The following is a 17,363-nucleotide window of genomic DNA, read 5'->3' on the forward strand; positions in this document are numbered from 1 at the left end:
GGGGTGAGCGAGGTCCTGGCCCGCACCAAGAAGGAGGGCCGCGCGGCGCTGATCGGCTACCTGCCCACCGGGTTCCCCACCGTCGAGCAGTCCATCGAGGCGATGCTCGCGATGGCGCAGTCCGGCGCGGACATCGTCGAGGTCGGCCTGCCCTACACCGACCCGCTGATGGATGGTCCGGTCATCCAGAACGCCGCGACGAAGGCGCTGGAGAACGGCGTACGCGTCGCCGACGTCTTCGACGCTGCCGCGGCAATCACGCAGGCCGGAAGCGCGGCCGTGGTGATGACCTACTGGAACCCCGTGCTGCGGTTCGGCGTCGACACGTTCGCGGCGAAGCTGCGCGAGAGCGGCGCGAGCGGTCTGATCACCCCTGACCTCGTCCCCGACGAGGCCGGCGAGTGGATCACCGCCAGCGACGACCACGACCTGGACCGGATCTTCCTGGTCGCCCCGAGTTCGACCCCGCAGCGGTTGGCCAGCACCACGGCGGCCACCCGCGGCTTCGTCTATGCCGCGTCGCTGATGGGCGTCACCGGAGCTCGCGACAGTGTGGGCGACCAGGCGCAGGTGCTCGTCGAGCGCACCCGTGAGGTGACCGACCTTCCCGTCTGCGTCGGCCTCGGCGTGTCAACGCCCGAGCAGGCGCACCAGGTGGCCCGGTTCGCCGACGGTGTCATCGTCGGATCGGCCCTGGTGCGGTGTCTGCTCGAGGCCGACTCCTTTGCCGCCGGCCTGGACGAGCTGCGCTCGCTCACCGGCCGTCTCGCGGACGGCGTGCGCCGGACATGACCTCGTACCTGCCCAGCCCGACCCAGGGAGTCCTCTGGATCGGGCCGCTTCCGTTGCGTGCCTACGCGCTGTGCATCCTCGTAGGGATCTTCGTCGCCGTCTGGATCGCCGGCCGTCGCCTGATCCCGCGCGGCGGCACCCCCGACGACGTCTACACCGTCGCCTGGTGGGCCGTGCCATTCGGCATCGTCGGCGGCCGGGTCTACCACCTGATCACCTCGCCGCAGGCCTACTTCGGCGAGGGCGGCCACCCGCTCAACGCCTTCGCCATCTGGCACGGCGGCCTCGGGATCTGGGGCGCCGTCGCCCTGGGCGCGCTCGGGGGCTGGATCGGATCCCGCAAGGCGGGCATCAGCTTCCTGGACTTCGCCGACGCAGCCGTGCCCGGCGTGCTGGTCGCGCAGGCGATCGGGCGCTGGGGCAACTGGTTCAACAACGAGCTGTACGGCGGCCGGACCGACCTGCCCTGGAAGCTGCAGATCCACGAGTGGGACGAGTCACGCGGCCACGCGGTCGTCCAGAACGGTCACGCGGTCGTGCTCGGCTACTACCAGCCGACCTTCCTCTACGAGGCCATCTGGTGCCTGCTCATCGCGGCGGTCATCCTCGTGCTCGATCGACGCCTGCTCCTCGGGCGCGGCCGGGTCCTCGGGCTCTACGTGATGCTCTACCCGGTCGGCCGCATCGTCTTCGAGCTGATGCGCACCGACCCCGCCAACCACATCCTGGGCCTGCGCGTGAACGTGTGGGTCTGCATCCTGGTATTCCTCGGCGGACTGGCGCTCTTCCTGTGGACCGGCCGGAATCATCCGGACGGTGTGCGCGAAGGCCTGGCCGAGCGGCATGAGGACGCCGGGGCGACCGACGACGAGCGGTCCGACGACACCGCCACGGCAGAAAGCGTCTCGACGGATGAGACGGATACGTCCACCTTGTGAACACCAGAGGGGCCCGGATACGCTGAGCGCCCCGCAGGCCAACGTCGTCCCGCAGGTCACTGGATCACCAGTGCAGAGCCGGCGCCGAGGGCGCGGTCTCTTCAAGGATGTGCGCAACGCGTGAGCGCATGCGCCCCCTCGCCGGGGCGCACGACGACGACAGGACGGTGGGTGCGATGAGCGTTCGCGACAACCCCGGCTTCACCTCGGTGCCGAAGGCCCAGGGGCTCTACGACCCCCGTTTCGAGCGGGATGCGTGCGGTGTGGCCATGGTCGCCACGATGCGCGGCTGGGCCGGGCACGACATCGTCGAGCACGCGCTGACGGCGCTGCGCAACCTCGAGCACCGCGGAGCCACCGGCGCGGACCCGAGCGTCGGCGACGGCGTCGGCGTCCTCACCCAGATCCCCGACGAGCTGCTGCGCGGGGTGTGCGACTTCGAGCTGCCGCCCGCCGGCCGGTACGCCGTCGGGATCGCCTTCATGCCCGTCGACCCCGATGCCCAGTGGCACATCGGCGAGCGTTTCGCGCAGATCGCCGGCGAGGAGGGTTTGCGGGTCGTCGGCTGGCGCGACGTGCCGGTCAACCCCGACGGTGTCGGGCAGGCGGCGCTCGACGTGATGCCGGTCTTCCGCCAGGCCTTCGTGGCCGACGCCGACGGTGAGGCCGCGGGGATCCAACTGGACCGGATGGCGTTCTGTCTGCGCAAGCGCATCGAGCACGAGACCGATGTGTACTTTCCCTCGCTCTCGGCGCGGACCATCGTCTACAAGGGCATGCTCACCACCGGGCAGCTGGAGCCGTTCTTCCCGGACCTGTCCGACGAGCGCTTCACCTCCCAGCTGGCCCTGGTGCACCAGCGCTTCTCCACCAACACCTTCCCGTCGTGGAAGCTGGCGCATCCCTACCGGATGATCGCGCACAACGGCGAGATCAATACCGTGCGGGGCAATCAGAACTGGATGCGCGCCCGCGAATCCACCCTGGCCAGCGAGGTCTTCGGCGGCGACCTGTCGCGCACGTTCCCGGTCTGCACTCCGGGCAACTCCGACTCCGCGTCGTTCGACGAGGTCCTGGAGATGCTGCACCTGGCGGGCCGCAGCCTGCCCGCCTCGGTGCTGATGATGATCCCGGAGGCGTGGGAGAACCACGCGACCATGGACCCCGCCCGACGCGCGTACTACGAGTACAACTCCACGATCATGGAGCCCTGGGACGGCCCGGCCTGTGTGACCTTCACCGACGGCACCCTGATCGGCGCGGTCCTGGACCGCAACGGACTGCGTCCCGGCCGCTACTCGGTCACCGACGACGGACTGGTCGTGCTCGCCTCCGAGGCCGGCGTACTCGACCTCGACCCCACCCGCATCGTGCGCAAGGGACGGCTGCGTCCGGGCCGGATGTTCCTGCTCGACACCGCCGAGGGCCGGATCGTGAGCGACGAGGAGATCAAGCAGGAGCTGGCAGCCGAGCACCCGTACAGCGAGTGGCTGACCGCCGGGATCATCAAGCTCGCGGACCTCTCGGAGCGCGAGCACGTCTGGCACACCCCGGCATCGGTCGAACGCCGCCAGCAGACCTTCGGCTACACCCAGGAGGAGCTGCGGGTGCTCCTCGCGCCCATGGCCCGCACCGGCGGCGAGGCACTCGGCTCGATGGGCACCGACACCCCGATCGCGGTGCTGTCGCAGCGCCCGCGGCTCATCTTCGACTACTTCAGCCAGCTCTTCGCCCAGGTCACCAACCCGCCGCTGGACTCCATCCGCGAGGAGCTGGTCACCTCCCTCGGCACCCTGATGGGTCCGGAGAGCAACGCTCTGGAGATCGGGCCGGCGCACGCCCGCCAGGTCGAGCTGCCCTTCCCGGTCATCGACAACGACGAGCTGTCCAAGCTCGTGCACATCAACGCCGAGGGCAACTTCCCGGGCTACGGCACCTACGTCATCCGCGGCACCTACAACGTCGAGGGCGGCGCGACCGCGCTGCGCGCGCGGCTGCAGGGCATCTTCGCCGAGGTGAGCCAGGCCATCGCCGACGGCTACCGCTTCGTGGTGCTGTCGGACCGGGACAGCAACTCCGAGTTCGCGCCCATCCCGTCGCTGCTGCTGACCGCCGCCGTGCACCACCACCTGGTACGCGAGAAGACCCGCACCCAGGTCGGGCTGCTGGTCGAGGCGGGCGACGTGCGCGAGGTGCACCACGTCGCGCTGCTCGTCGGGTACGGCGCGGCCGCGGTCAACCCCTACCTCGCCATGGAGTCCGTCGAGGACATGGTCCGGCGCGGCGAGCTGCCCGAGATCAGCGCCGACCAGGCCACCCGCAACCTGATCAAGGCACTCGGCAAGGGCCTGCTCAAGGTGATGTCGAAGATGGGCATCTCCACGGTCGCGTCCTACCGGGGCGCGCAGGTCTTCGAGGCGGTCGGGCTGTCGGACGAGCTCATCAAGGACTACTTCACCGACACCTTCTCCCGCCTCGGCGGGGTCGGGCTGGACGTCATCGCCAAGGAGGTCGCCGCCCGGCACGCCACGGCGTACCCCAAGAGCGGCCAGCGTCCGCCGCACCGCACCATCGAGACCGGTGGGGAGTACCAGTGGCGGCGCGACGGCGAGCCGCACCTCTTCGACCCCGAGACCGTCTTCCGGCTGCAGCACTCGACCCGGTCGCGGCGCTACGACATCTTCAAGCAGTACACCGCGCGCGTCGACGAGCAGTCCGCGCGACTCATGACGCTGCGCGGGCTCTTCCGCTTCGACTCAGGCCGCGAGCCCATTCCGCTGGACGAGGTCGAGCCGGTCAGCGAGATCGTGAAGCGCTTCTCCACCGGCGCGATGAGCTACGGCTCGATCAGCAAGGAGGCGCACGAGACCCTGGCGGTCGCGATGAACCGGATCGGCGCGCGCTCCAACACTGGCGAGGGCGGTGAGGACCTGGACCGGTTGCTCGACCCCGAACGCCGTTCGTCGATCAAGCAGGTCGCGTCGGGCCGGTTCGGCGTCACCTCCGTCTACCTGACCCAGGCCGACGACATCCAGATCAAGATGGCGCAGGGTGCCAAGCCCGGTGAGGGCGGCCAGCTGCCCGGCCCGAAGGTCTACCCGTGGATCGCCGGCACCCGGCACTCCACCCCGGGCGTCGGGCTGATCTCGCCCCCGCCGCACCACGACATCTACTCGATCGAGGATCTGGCGCAGCTGATCCACGACCTGAAGAACGCCAACCCCCAGGCGCGGATCCACGTCAAGCTGGTCTCCGAGGTCGGTGTGGGCACCGTGGCCGCCGGCGTCAGCAAGGCGCACGCGGACGTCGTCCTCATCTCCGGTCACGACGGCGGCACGGGCGCTGCGCCGATGACCTCCCTCAAGCACGCCGGTGGTCCCTGGGAGATCGGCCTGGCCGAGACGCAGCAGACGCTGCTGCTCAACAACCTGCGCGACCGCATCGTGGTGCAGACCGACGGCCAGCTGAAGACCGGCCGCGACGTGGTCGTGGCCGCCCTGCTCGGCGCCGAGGAGTTCGGCTTCGCGAGTGCGCCGCTGGTGGTGAGCGGCTGCATCATGATGCGCGTCTGCCACCTGGACACCTGCCCGGTGGGCGTCGCCACGCAGAACCCGGAGCTGCGGGCGCGGTTCAGCGGCAAGCCGGAGTTCGTCGAGACCTTCTTCGAGTACATCGCCGAGGAGGTCCGCGAGCTGCTCGCCGAGCTCGGCTTCGCCACCATCGACGAGGCCGTCGGCCAGGTCGGCGCGCTGGACACCCGCGAGGCCGTCGACCATTGGAAGGCGCAGGGGCTGGACCTGTCGCCCGTGCTGGCCGACGTCGACGTGCCCGAGGGCTCGCCCCGTCATCACACGGTGGCGCAGGAGCACGGACTGGCCAAGGCGCTGGACCAGCAGCTGATCGTGCTGTCCGCCGACGCGCTGCAGGACAAGGCCCCGGTGCGCATCGAGCTGCCCGTCAGCAACGTCAACCGCACGGTCGGCACGATGCTCGGGCACGAGGTCACCAAGCGCTACCCCGAGGGGCTGGCCGACGGCACCATCGACATCTCCCTCACCGGCACGGCGGGGCAGTCGCTCGGCGCGTTCCTGCCCCAGGGCATCACGCTGCGGGTCTTCGGCGAGGGCAACGACTACGTCGCCAAGGGCCTGTCCGGCGGACGGGTCGTCGTCCGCCCGACGCGCGACGCGTCGTTCGTGCCGGAGCTGAACGCGATCGCGGGCAACGTCATCGCGTACGGCGCGACGAGCGGCGAGGTCTTCCTGCGCGGTCAGGTCGGCGAGCGGTTCTGCGTGCGCAACTCCGGCGCGACCGCGGTCGTCGAGGGCGTGGGCGACCACGGGTGCGAGTACATGACCGGCGGCACCGTCCTGGTGCTCGGTCCGACCGGACGCAACTTCGGCGCCGGGATGTCCGGCGGCGTGGCGTTCGTGCTCGACCTGAACGAGCAGATGGTCAACACCGAGCTCGTCGACGTCCTTCCCATCCGCGAGGACGACCTGGAGCGGGTGCACACCCTGCTGCGCGACCACCACGATTGGACCGAATCGCAGGTGGCCGCCAAGCTGCTCGCGAACTGGCCCGAGGCCGCTGCGCGCCTCAGCCTCGTACTGCCGCGCGACTACCAGCGGGTGCTGGACGTGCGGGCCAAGGCCGACGCGGAGGGGCTGGACCCCGACGGCGGCCAGGTCTGGGAACGAATCATGGAGGTGAACCGTGGCTGACCCACGAGGGTTCCTGAAGGTCCGCGACCGGGCGCTGCCGAAGCGTCGGCCCGTCTCGGTACGGATCAAGGACTGGAAAGAGGTCTACGAGGAGCAGCAGCTCGCAGAGCTGCAGCAGCAGGCGGGCCGTTGCATGGACTGCGGAATCCCGTTCTGTCACAACGGGTGTCCTCTCGGCAACCTGATCCCTGAATGGAACGATCTTGCCTGGAAGGGCGACTGGCCCGACGCGATCGAGCGGCTGCACGCCACGAACAACTTCCCGGAGTTCACCGGCCGGCTGTGCCCCGCACCGTGCGAGACGGCGTGCGTGCTCGGGATCAGCGAGCCCGCGGTCACCATCAAGCAGGTCGAGCTGACCACCATCGAGCAGGCCTTCGAAGCCGGCGCGGTCGAGCCCCAACTGCCCACCCGTCTGACCGGCAAGACCGTGGCCGTCATCGGCTCCGGCCCCTCGGGGCTGGCCGCCGCCCAGCAGCTGACCCGGGCCGGTCACACGGTCGCCGTGTACGAACGCGACGACAAGCCCGGCGGTCTGATGCGCTACGGCATCCCCGAGTTCAAGATGGAGAAGGCGGTCCTGGACCGTCGCCTGGAGCAGATGATGGCCGAGGGAACCCGGTTCCGCTGCTCGACCGACGTCGGGGGAGAGCTCACCGGATCGGCGCTGCGCCAGCGGTACGACGCGGTCGTGCTCGCGATCGGCGCCACGGTCCGGCGTGGCCTGCCGGCCCCGGGCCACGAGCTGAACGGTGTGGTGCAGGCGATGGACTTCCTGCCGGGCGCCAACCGGGCGGCGCTCGGTGAGCAGGTCGAGGACCAGATCACCGCCAAGGACAAGCACGTGGTCGTGATCGGCGGCGGCGACACCGGTGCCGACTGCATCGGCACCTCCCACCGCCAGGGCGCCGCGTCCGTGACGTCGCTGGAGATCATGCCCAAGCCCGGTGAGGAGCGTGCCGAGGCCAACCCGTGGCCGACGTACCCGATGCTCTACCGCGTGGCGAGCGCGCACGAGGAGGGCGGCGAGCGGGTCTACGCGATCAGCACCAAGGAGTTCCTGGACGACGGCAACGGGAACGTGAAGGCACTGCGGCTGGTCGAGGTCGAGCGCAAGGGCAGCGGCTTCGAGGAGGTCGAGGGCTCCGAGCGGGAGCTCCCGGCCGACCTGGTGCTGCTCGCCATGGGCTTCCTCGGCCCACAGAGCGAGGGACTGATCGAGCAGCTCGGGGTCGAGCTGGACGAGCGCACGAACGTGCGACGCGACGCCGACTTCATGTCGAGCGTGCCGGGCGTCTTCGTCGCCGGCGACGCCGGTCGCGGCCAGTCCCTGATCGTCTGGGCGATCGCCGAGGGGCGGGCCGCCGCACGTGGGGTGGACGCGTTCCTCAGCGGTGCGTCGGACCTCCCGGCGCCGATCGCTCCGACCGATCGGCCGCTCACCGTCTGATCGGCGAAGTTACCTGGTAGTACGGCGTATCGGGTGCGCGACAGACCGTGCGCCGTCGATAGGCTCGACGCATGCGTCACGCCAAGATCGTCTGCACGCTCGGTCCTGCCACCTCCTCCGCGGAACGCTGTCGCGAACTGGTCGAGGCGGGCATGGACGTCGCCCGCCTCAACCTGTCGCACGGCGCGTACGAGGACCACGAGGAGGTCTACAACAACCTGCGCCGCGCCAGTGAACAGAGCGGCCGCCCGTTGGCCATCCTCTGCGACCTGCAAGGCCCCAAGATCCGCACCGGCCGCTTCTCGGCCGGCCCGATCGTGCTGATCAAGGGCGATCGGTTCACCATCACCAGCGACGACGTCGACGGCACGCAGGAGCGGGTGTCCACGACGTACAAGGGACTGCCCGGCGACGTGCAGCCCGGCGACTCCCTGCTCATCGACGACGGCAAGGTCTCGCTGCGAGCCCTCCAGGTCACCGCGACCGACGTGCTCACCGAGGTCGTCGAAGGCGGCACGGTCTCCAACAACAAGGGCATCAACCTGCCCGGGGTCGCGGTGAGCGTCCCCGCGCTGTCCGCCAAGGACGAGGCCGACCTGCGGTGGGCACTGCGGCTGGGCGCCGACCTGATCGCGCTCTCTTTCGTGCGCGAGGCGGCCGACATCGACCGCGCCCACGAGATCATGGACGAGGTCGGACGCCGGGTGCCGGTCGTGGCGAAGATCGAGAAGCCCCAGGCCGTCGACAACCTGGCCGAGATCGTGGAGGTCTTCGACGCGATCATGGTGGCGCGCGGCGACCTGGGTGTGGAGCTTCCTCTCGAGGAGGTGCCGATCGTGCAGAAGCACGCGGTCGAGCTCGCCCGGCGCGCGGCCAAGCCGGTCATCGTCGCCACCCAGGTGCTGGAGTCGATGATCGAGAACTCCCGGCCGACCCGCGCCGAGGCCAGCGACTGCGCGAACGCGGTGCTGGACGGCGCCGACGCGATCATGCTGTCGGGGGAGACCAGCGTCGGCGCGTGGCCCATCGAGTCCGTCCGCACCATGGCCCGGATCATCGCGAGCACCGAGGACCACGGGCTGGAGCGCATCGCGCCGCTCGGCACCCGCCCGCACACCAAGGGCGGCGCGGTCACACGGGCCGCCGCCGACATCGGCGAACTGCTCGGGGTGAAGTACCTCATCCCGTTCACCACCAGCGGCGATTCCGCGCTGCGGCTGGCCCGGTTGCGCAGCCCCCGCCCGATGCTGGCCTTCACCTGCGACCCGGTCGTGCGCAACCGGCTCGCGCTGGTCTGGGGGGTGCACCCCTACCTGATGCCCGAGGTCAAGCACACCGACCAGATGGCCATGCAGGTCGATGAGATCCTCCTGGCGAACGGCGCCTGCGTCGAGGGCGACCTCGTGGTCATCATCGCCGGATCGCCTCCCGGCATCCCCGGCTCCACCAACGCGCTGCGGGTCCACCAGATGGGCGACGCCAAGAACAAGGTGGCGGCGGCGTACGACGAGCCGGCCACGTCGTACGACGGCCCGATGATCTAGCCGCGACCAGTGCGCCGCCGACCCTGACGCAGTTCGGCCCGACGGCCACAGGTCGACCTGTGGCCCTGGGGCCGACGTGTGCCACCGTCGCGACCGTGTACGCCGCCCCGTATGCTGGCGCGCGCATGAACCACCGCCGGGGTGGTGGAATGGCAGACACGGAGCACTCAAAATGCTCTGCTCGAAAGGGCGTGCGGGTTCGAATCCCGCTCCCGGCACCAGCCTCGCACCGTGAGAACGACGAACGGGGGATCCACCAGGACCCCCCGTTCGTCGTACGTCGAGCCAGGAGAGCTAGAACTCCTTCGGTGCCGTGCTCTTGTCGGCTGATTCGTCCTCGACCGGCACGATGATCGGTCGCAGCCCGGCCCACAGAGCCATCAGGACCGCTACCAGGATCATCGCGAGCCCGGACCACAGGTTGAGGTTGACCCCGCCCGTCTTGTGACTGTCGGAGTCGGTGTAGTTGAAGGCGCCCATGATCGTGAGGACCACGCCGTAGATCGCGAAGAGCGCGGCGATGATGTTGCGGACGTCGAAGAGACCGGCCGCGCGCCGATGGGCGGGCGCTGTTGTCGTCTGAGCCATGAGACGTCCTTAGTGGAAGATGACGTTGAGAATGATGACGAGGACCAGGGACAAACCGGCCAGCTTGGTGGGGGAGAGCCACCAGTGGGCGACCTCGCCCTCGGCGAAGTCGGCCTTGGGGGTCATCGAGTAGACCAGTCCCCGAAGCTCCGACTCCGGCTTGGGACTCGTGTACATCGTGACCACGACGCTCACGATCACGTCGACGACGAATGCCGCACCTGCACTGACGAAGCTGGCGCCCTGGCCGGTGAGGTTCAGCGCGCCGATGGACAAGTTGCCGAGCGCGTCCTTGGACAGGATCGCCACCACGAGAGCGCCGAGCGTTCCCGACACCAGACCGGTCCAGCCGGCCGTGGGGGTCATCCGCTTCCAGAACATGCCGACGATGAAGGTCGCGAAGAGCGGTGCGTTGAAGAACCCGAAGAGGGTCTGCAGGTAGTTCATGACGTTCGGGTACTGGCTGGCGAACGCCGACGTCCCTACGGCGACCAGCGTGCCGAGGACCGTCGCGATCCGCCCGAACGCCAGGTAGTAGTCGTCGCTGCGGTCCTTCTGGATGTAGGTCTGCCAGATGTCGTAGCTCATCACCGTGTTGAACGCCGACAGGTTGGCGGCCATACCGGCCATGAATGCCGCGAGCAGACCGGCGATGGCGACGCCGAGCAGTCCGTTCGGCAACAGGTCGCGCATCAGGAAGAGCAGCGCGTTGTTGTAGTCCGGCTTCTTCTCGCCGGCGAACGCGCCGAGACCGGCGGCCGCCATGCCCGGGATGATCACGATGAAGGGGATGAACATCTTCGGGAAGGAGCCGATGACCGGCGCCCGCTTGGCGGAGTTCATGTCCTTGCTGACCATCGCGCGCTGGACCTCGACGAAGTTGGTCGTCCAGTAGCCGAACGAGAGCACGAAGCCCAGACCGAAGACGATGCCGAGGATGGAGAGGAACGAGCTGCTGAAGCCCGTGAGCCCGTTGCCTGGCCACGAGTGGGTCTGGTCGTGGGTGAGCTTGCTGGTGAGGCCGTTCCACCCACCGATCTTCTTCATCGCGATGATGGTGAGCGGCAGCAGCGCCGCCACGATGACGAAGAACTGCAGCACCTCGTTGTAGATCGCCGCTGATAGACCACCGAGGGTGATGTAGCTGAGGACGATGAGCGCAGCGATCACCGTGGACAGCCAGATGTTCCAGCCGAACAGGGTGTTGACGATGGTCGCCAGCAGGTAGAGGTTGATACCCGCGATCAGCAGCTGGGCCACGGCGAAACTGATCGAGTTGACCAGGTGGGCCGCGGAACCGAAGCGCCGGTACATGAACTCCGGGACACTGCGCACCCCGGAGCCGTAGTAGAAGGGCATCATCACCACGGCGAGGAAGAGCATCGCTGGGACGGCGCCGATCCAGTAGTAGTGGAAGGTCGGCAGCCCGATCTGCGCGCCGTTGGCCGACATGCCCATGATCTCGGTCGCGCCGAGGTTGGCCGAGACGAACGCGAGCCCGGTGATCCATGCCGGTAGCGACCGGCCGGACAGGAAGAAGTCGACGCTGCTGGAGACCTGACTGCGGGCAATCAGGCCGATGCCGAGCACGAAGACGAAATATGTCGCGATGAGGATGTAGTCGATCGGCCCGGCATCCAGCCGCAGGCCGCCGGCCACGGCGTTCACCGGAGTACCCCGATGGCTGTGCTCGACTCGTCCGAGCTCCACGTGCTTGCGTGAATCGGCGGCATCGTGCCGACGGGTCGGCGGCCGCCCGTGTGCAACGTCATGGTGATGTCCTCCGTAGTGCCCGCGGACGACGTGCTCGCTCGAAGGCAGCACGCGCGGACCGCGGGTCGTCGATGTGATCGTTGACACTTTGGCGCGGATGTTCGATCATTGTCAACCAGCTTCGCCCATCAACCGCGCAGGTTCACACATATCCCGCCCGCACATGCCACGGTGTACGAGTGCGATGTGCGTTACTGTTCGATCAGAGCTTCTCGCGAGGCTCCCCCGAGCTCTCGACCCGCGCATCCGTCACACCTAGGGGAGTGCCCGTGCTAGCTCGTGAACGCCAGGAGCGCATCCTGTCGCGAGTCCGGGCCGACGGCAGCGCGCGGGTCGCCCAGCTGACCGCCCAGTTCGGGGTGTCGGAGATGACCATCCGACGCGATCTGGACCAGCTGGACTCCGAAGGCCTGGTCGACAAGGTGCACGGCGGCGCGACGATGCCGCGGCAGGCGGTCACGGACGAACCGGGATTCAGCCGCAAGTCGCAGTTGAAGATGGCGGAGAAGAGGGCCATCGCCCGCGAGGCGGCAGCACTGATCCGCCCGGGCTGGGCGGTCGGTTTCGGCGGCGGTACGACGGCCTGGCAGGTCGCGCAGGAACTCGGCGCCGGCGCGGTCACGGGGTTGACGATCGTGACCAACTCGATCCAGGTGGCGACGGCGATCGACCCCGAGGGCGCCGGTCCCAACGTCATCCTCACCGGCGGGCTGCGCACGCCGTCCGACGCGCTCGTCGGGCCGGTGGCGCTCAACACCATGCGCAGCCTGCACCTGGACGCGCTCGTTCTGGGCGCCCACGGTTTCGACCCCGGACGCGGACTCACCACCCCCAACCTGATGGAGTCCGAGATCAACCGCGCGATGATCGACGGCGCCAATCGCCTGATCGTCGTGGCGGATTCGAGCAAATGGGGAGTGGGAGGACTCGCGACGTTCGCCAGATTCGACGAGATCGACATCCTGGTGACCGACACCGGACTCCCGCGCGACGCGCGAACCGCCCTGGAGGGCGCCATCGGCGCCATCCACCTCGTCGATGTGCAAGGAGGCACCGCCGATGAAGGTCACTAAGGCGTCGCTGGCGGACGGCCGCGACATCATCTACTACGACGAGGAGGACGACGCCGAACGGCGGCTCGTCGACACCCGGGATCTGAGCGGAGCGCCCACCCTGCACTCCGAGGTGCGGTACGACCCGCTGCTCAAGGAGTGGGTCGCCATCGCCTCGCACCGTCAGAGCCGCACCTACCAGCCGCCGACCAGCGACTGCCCGCTCGATCCGAGCACGCCGGAGCGGGCCACGGAGATCCCGTCGTACGACTACGACGTGGTCGTCTTCCAGAACCGGTTCCCGTCGTTCGCCCAGGGGGTGCCGCCCGTGCTGGACCGCGTCGACGACGAGCCGCTCCTCGTGCGGAAGCCGGGCGAGGGCCGTTGTGAGGTGGTGTGTTTCAGCTCCGACCACAACGCGTCGCTCGGTGATGTGTCGCCACGTCGGATGCGCACGATCGTCGACGCGTGGGCCGACCGCACCGCGGCGTTGAACGCGCTGGAGGAGGTCGCCCACGTCTTCCCGTTCGAGAACCGCGGCTCCGAGATCGGCGTCACGCTGAGCCATCCGCACGGACAGATCTACGGCTATCCGTTCGTGCCGCCGTGGACCGCGCGGATGCTCGGCTCGGCGGCGGAGCACCACGACCAGCACGGCACCAACCTCTTCGAGGACCTGCTCCACGCCGAGCAGCGCAGCGGCACCCGGGTGGTGACCGCCAGCGAGCACTGGACGGCGTTCGTGCCCGCCACCGCGCGCTGGCCCATGGAGGTGCATCTCTACCCCAACCGGCGGGTGCGCGAGTTGCCCGAGCTGGACGACGCGCAGCGGGACGACTTCGCGCACGTGTATCTCGACGTGCTGCACCGCCTCGACGGGCTCTACGACCTGCAGATGCCATACGTATCGGGCTGGAACCAGGCACCCGCCGGGGGCGACACAATCGGGGCGGAGCACGCGTACCTGCATCTGCGATTGCTCTCCAACCGCCGCGGCCCCACGAAGCTGAAGTACACCGCGGGATCCGAGAGCGGGATGGGCGTCTTCATCAACGACGTCGCGCCGGAGATGCAGGCCGCGTCGCTGCGCGAAGTCGCCGTCCGATGAGCGACGACGCCTTCGAGACGGCGTACGGACGCCCGGCCGAGCTTGCGTGGCACGCGCCCGGCCGGGTCAACATCATCGGCGAACACACCGACTACAACGACGGGTTCGCTCTCCCCGCCGCGTTACCGCTCGGAGTGACGGCACAGGTCGCAGCGCGCGACGACGGCGTCATCCGGGCCTCGTCGGTGCAGGATGACGACGCGGTGACCGTACCGATCGCGGACCTCGCCCCGGGCAGCGTGCAGGGCTGGGCCGGGTACGTCGTCGGGGTGATCTGGGCGTTCCGCGAGGCCGGCCACCACATGCCGGGCCTGGACATCGTCGTCGACGGATCGGTGCCGATCGGATCGGGGCTGTCGTCGTCCGCGGCGCTGGAGTGCGCGGTCGCCGGGGCGGTCGACGACCTGTTCGATCTCGGTTCGACACCTGCTGACCTGATCACCGTGGCGCGGCGGGCCGAGAACGACTATGTCGGCGTCCCCACCGGCGCACTCGACCAGTCCGCGTCGGTGTTGTGCCGGGAGGCCGAGGCTCTCTTCATCGACTTCCGCTCGATGGACACGCGCCGGGTGCCGCTGGATCTGGACGGCGCCGGACTGCGGTTGCTCGTCATCGACACCCAGGCCCGCCACCAGCTCGCGGACGGCGAGTACGCCAAACGGCGCGCCGAATGCGCCCGTGCCGCGGAGCTTCTGGGGGTGCCCATGCTGCGCGACATCGACGACGACGGGCTCGCCGGGGCACTCGAGCGGCTCACGGACCCGGTGCTGCGGCGCCGCGCCCGACACATCGTGACCGAGAACTCCAGGACGTTGCAGACGGTGCAGGTGCTGGAGGGGCAGGGCGACCCTCGTGCGATCGGTGCCCTTCTGCTCGCGTCCCACATCTCCCTGCGCGACGACTTCGAGGTGTCCTGTCGCGAGCTCGACCTCGCCGTGTCGACGGCGATGGACACCGGCGCGCACGGAGCGCGGATGACCGGCGGCGGCTTCGGCGGCAGCGCCATCGCACTCGTCGACGACACCGACACCGACGCTGTCACCGACGCCGTTCAGGTCGCGTTCGCCGAGGCCGAACTCACGGCACCGGTGATCTTCGCAATGCAGCCGGCCCGTGGCGCGCACCGCTGCGACGAGTGAGCCGCTGCCGCTCTAGTCCCATCCCTCGGCGTCCTCGAGCGTGATGAATCCGTCCTGATCGGTGTCGTACCGGCCGAACTGGGCCTTGATGAGCAGCGGCGCCTCGGCGTACGAGAGTCGACCGTCGCCGTCGTCGTCGAAGTCCTGCAGGACCTTCTTGAAGTTCGCGATCATGGTGTCGCGTTCGGCGCTGCTCTGGTCCTTGATGTGCGCGAACGGGTCGTGCAGTTCGACCGGCGAGGCGCCAGGCGTGTTGGAGGAGAAGAACGTCACCAGCTTGTTGCGGCCCTGGCCGAGCGTGGTGACGTTGTGCGTCGTGTGCGGCGGCACCCGCACGATCGCCGGCGCCTTCATGTAATGGATGTCGTCGCCCGAGACGAACGCGACCTCACCCTCGGCGAGGACGAAGACCTCCTCGGTCGGATGCTGGTGCAGCGGGGGACCGAAGCCGGGTCCGGTCTCGGTGACCTGGACCGTCGAGTTGTCCCATCCGTAGTGCTCGCCCTCCAGTTCGACGAAGTAGTCGCCGCTGTGCACATTCCAGAAGTTGAAGAGGGACTGGTTCTGCAGTACCCAGGGCAGCCCGAGCTGGAACACGTCGCCCGGTGTCACTTCGACCTGCCTGCGCGGTGTCGATCCGCCGTCGGTGGACTGCGTCATCTCACGTCTCCCGTATCCTCGGACTCTTACACGATCAGTGATCGCCGAAGACAACGACGGTAGCCACCGGCATCGGGCAGGGCAAGGGCTCGCGCCGACGAATGAAGGGTGCAGCGATGACGGAACGACGTCGCCGGGTCCGCCCGCGGTCACAGAAGGTGACGCTGAGCGTCGCCGCGTTCATCGACGTGGCCGTCGGTCTGCTTCAGCGAGAGGGCGCGGGCGCGATCACGCTGCGCCGGGTGGCCGCCGAGCTGCAGACCGGACCGGCGTCGGTCTACGGGCACGTGAGCACGATGCAGGAACTGCACGAACTCGTCCTCGATCGCATGCTGGGCACCGTCGACCTTCGCGCCGACCTCGCCGACGAGCCGCGCAGCCGCGTCGAGGGGATCCTGGACTCCTACGCCACGATGCTGCTCGATCATCGAGGGCTGGCCGACCTCGCCTCCGGATTCATCCCCCACGGGGAGAACGCGCTCGCGCTGGCCGAGGCCGTGATCGGCTCTCTGCTGCGGCTGGGTCTGAGCCCGGGCCGCGCGGCGTGGGGCTACGACCTGCTGATGCTGCGCATGACGGCGGCGGCGGCCGAACAGGATCGCTGGCGGGATCTCGACGGCCCCAAGACAGACGCGGCGGCCGCCTTCCGCGACGCCGATCCACTCCGGTATCCGAACATCTCTCGCGTGCGGGGCCATCTGTTCTCCGGCGGGCGGGCGCGTTCGGCGTGGGCAGTGGAGGCGATCCTCGCGGGTATCGCCCACGCGCCCGATCCGGCGGAGCGGATGTCACGCGGTGGTCCTCCAGAGTTTTCGGGCCCGTAACACGCCGTGACTAGGCTCGATCGGCGTGAGCGACGAAGCGAACGACGGTTTGGTGCAGCGCTATCCGGCCTCGGGCGACCCGGGGGAGTCAGGCGACCCGGGAGACCCGCGCGGGACGGGATCCGCTCGCGGTGTCGCCCGGGCGGCCCTGCGGGTGCTGGTCGCCGAGGACGAGGCGCTGATCCGGATGGACCTCGCCGAGATGCTGGCGGAGGCGGGGTACGACGTCGTTGCCCAGGTGCGTGACGGCCGGTCCGCGATCGAGCAGGCCCGCACCCTGCGCCCGGACCTGGTGGTGATGGACGTCAAGATGCCCGGTCTGGACGGCATCAGCGCCGCCGAGACGATCGGGCAGGAGGGCATCGCGCCGGTCGTCATGCTGACGGCCTTCTCCGACAAGGACCTGGTCGACCGAGCGGGCGACGCGGGGGTGATGGGCTACGTCCTCAAACCGTTCACGATCGACGATCTGCGGCCGGCCCTCGCGATCGCCTGGTCCCGGTGGTCCGAGCGGCGTGCGCTCACCGCGGAGGTGGCCGACCTGTCCGACCGGCTGGAGACGCGCAAACGACTGGACAAGGCCAAGGGAGTCCTGATGAAACAGCTGTCCCTGGACGAGCCCGCGGCGTTCCGCTGGATCCAGAAGGCCGCGATGGACCGCCGCCTCGGCATGCGGGAGGTGGCCGACGCCGTCATCGCGGGGGCACAGCCGTCGCCCGGTCGTACCGCAGAGTAGATAGTCCACCAAAGGTCACAAACCGGAATCGAACC

Annotated in this window: 13 protein-coding genes and 1 tRNA gene; 11 read left to right on the plus strand and 3 right to left on the minus strand. The window is 69.1% G+C overall.

Annotated features, from left to right (window positions below):
* Positions 1-3: 3 nt before the first annotated feature.
* The 6 genes from trpA (at position 4) to JOB34_RS05640 (ending at position 9,669) form a co-directional block, all read left to right on the plus strand.
* Positions 4-792, plus strand: coding sequence for a tryptophan synthase subunit alpha (trpA, locus tag JOB34_RS05615; protein WP_347813741.1), 789 nt, complete (start codon positions 4-6; stop codon positions 790-792).
* Entirely contained in the window at positions 789-1,730 is a 942-nt protein-coding gene (gene lgt, locus JOB34_RS05620) for a prolipoprotein diacylglyceryl transferase (RefSeq protein WP_208051790.1), read from the plus strand. Before trpA ends, lgt begins: the two co-directional genes overlap by 4 nt.
* A 176-nt stretch (positions 1,731-1,906) precedes the next feature.
* Complete coding sequence (gene gltB / locus JOB34_RS05625; protein ID WP_208051791.1) at positions 1,907-6,454, plus strand: glutamate synthase large subunit; 4,548 nt, start codon at positions 1,907-1,909, stop codon at positions 6,452-6,454.
* Entirely contained in the window at positions 6,447-7,904 is a 1,458-nt protein-coding gene (locus JOB34_RS05630; RefSeq protein WP_208051792.1) for a glutamate synthase subunit beta, read from the plus strand. Before gltB ends, JOB34_RS05630 begins: the two co-directional genes overlap by 8 nt.
* Positions 7,905-7,975: 71 nt before the next feature.
* Entirely contained in the window at positions 7,976-9,448 is a 1,473-nt protein-coding gene (gene pyk, locus JOB34_RS05635; RefSeq protein WP_208051793.1) for a pyruvate kinase, read from the plus strand.
* Positions 9,449-9,583: 135 nt separating this feature from the next.
* Positions 9,584-9,669: transfer RNA gene (locus tag JOB34_RS05640), tRNA-Leu, on the plus strand.
* Positions 9,670-9,742: 73 nt separating this feature from the next.
* Here JOB34_RS05640 and JOB34_RS05645 read toward each other — a convergent pair.
* Both JOB34_RS05645 and JOB34_RS05650 read right to left on the minus strand, forming a co-directional pair.
* Positions 9,743-10,036: a hypothetical protein gene (locus JOB34_RS05645; RefSeq protein ID WP_179480455.1), complete on the minus strand. Its 294-nt coding sequence runs from the start codon at positions 10,034-10,036 to the stop codon at positions 9,743-9,745.
* Between the two features lie 9 nt (positions 10,037-10,045).
* A complete protein-coding gene (locus JOB34_RS05650) occupies positions 10,046-11,704 on the minus strand; it encodes a sodium:solute symporter family protein (protein ID WP_347813742.1) in 1,659 nt (552 codons plus the stop codon).
* A 374-nt stretch (positions 11,705-12,078) separates the two neighbouring features.
* On the opposite strand from JOB34_RS05650, the gene JOB34_RS05655 reads away from it, so the two are divergent.
* Genes JOB34_RS05655 through galK form a run of 3 tightly spaced genes read left to right on the plus strand, consistent with a single transcriptional unit; the run spans position 12,079 to position 15,108 of the window.
* On the plus strand, positions 12,079-12,882 hold the full coding sequence (locus JOB34_RS05655) for a DeoR/GlpR family DNA-binding transcription regulator (protein ID WP_347813743.1): 804 nt from the start codon (positions 12,079-12,081) through the stop codon (positions 12,880-12,882).
* Positions 12,869-13,969: a galactose-1-phosphate uridylyltransferase gene (gene galT / locus JOB34_RS05660; protein ID WP_208051794.1), complete on the plus strand. Its 1,101-nt coding sequence runs from the start codon at positions 12,869-12,871 to the stop codon at positions 13,967-13,969. The genes JOB34_RS05655 and galT overlap by 14 nt, the downstream gene beginning before the upstream one ends.
* Positions 13,966-15,108, plus strand: a complete 1,143-nt coding sequence (gene galK, locus JOB34_RS05665; protein ID WP_208051795.1) for a galactokinase — start codon at positions 13,966-13,968, stop codon at positions 15,106-15,108. The genes galT and galK overlap by 4 nt, the downstream gene beginning before the upstream one ends.
* Positions 15,109-15,120: 12 nt before the next feature.
* On the opposite strand, the gene JOB34_RS05670 is transcribed toward galK, so the two are convergent.
* Positions 15,121-15,768, minus strand: a complete 648-nt coding sequence (locus JOB34_RS05670; RefSeq protein WP_208051796.1) for a cupin domain-containing protein — start codon at positions 15,766-15,768, stop codon at positions 15,121-15,123.
* A 116-nt stretch (positions 15,769-15,884) separates the two neighbouring features.
* On the opposite strand from JOB34_RS05670, the gene JOB34_RS05675 reads away from it, so the two are divergent.
* Together JOB34_RS05675 and JOB34_RS05680 are read left to right on the plus strand one after the other, a co-directional pair.
* Entirely contained in the window at positions 15,885-16,592 is a 708-nt protein-coding gene (locus JOB34_RS05675) for a TetR/AcrR family transcriptional regulator C-terminal domain-containing protein (RefSeq protein ID WP_208051797.1), read from the plus strand.
* Between the two features lie 148 nt (positions 16,593-16,740).
* Entirely contained in the window at positions 16,741-17,328 is a 588-nt protein-coding gene (locus JOB34_RS05680) for a response regulator (RefSeq protein WP_279538880.1), read from the plus strand.
* The last annotated feature ends 35 nt before the right edge of the window (positions 17,329-17,363 follow it).

Source organism: Allobranchiibius sp. GilTou38 (assembly GCF_017565325.1).
Lineage (GTDB): Bacteria > Actinomycetota > Actinomycetes > Actinomycetales > Dermatophilaceae > Allobranchiibius > Allobranchiibius huperziae.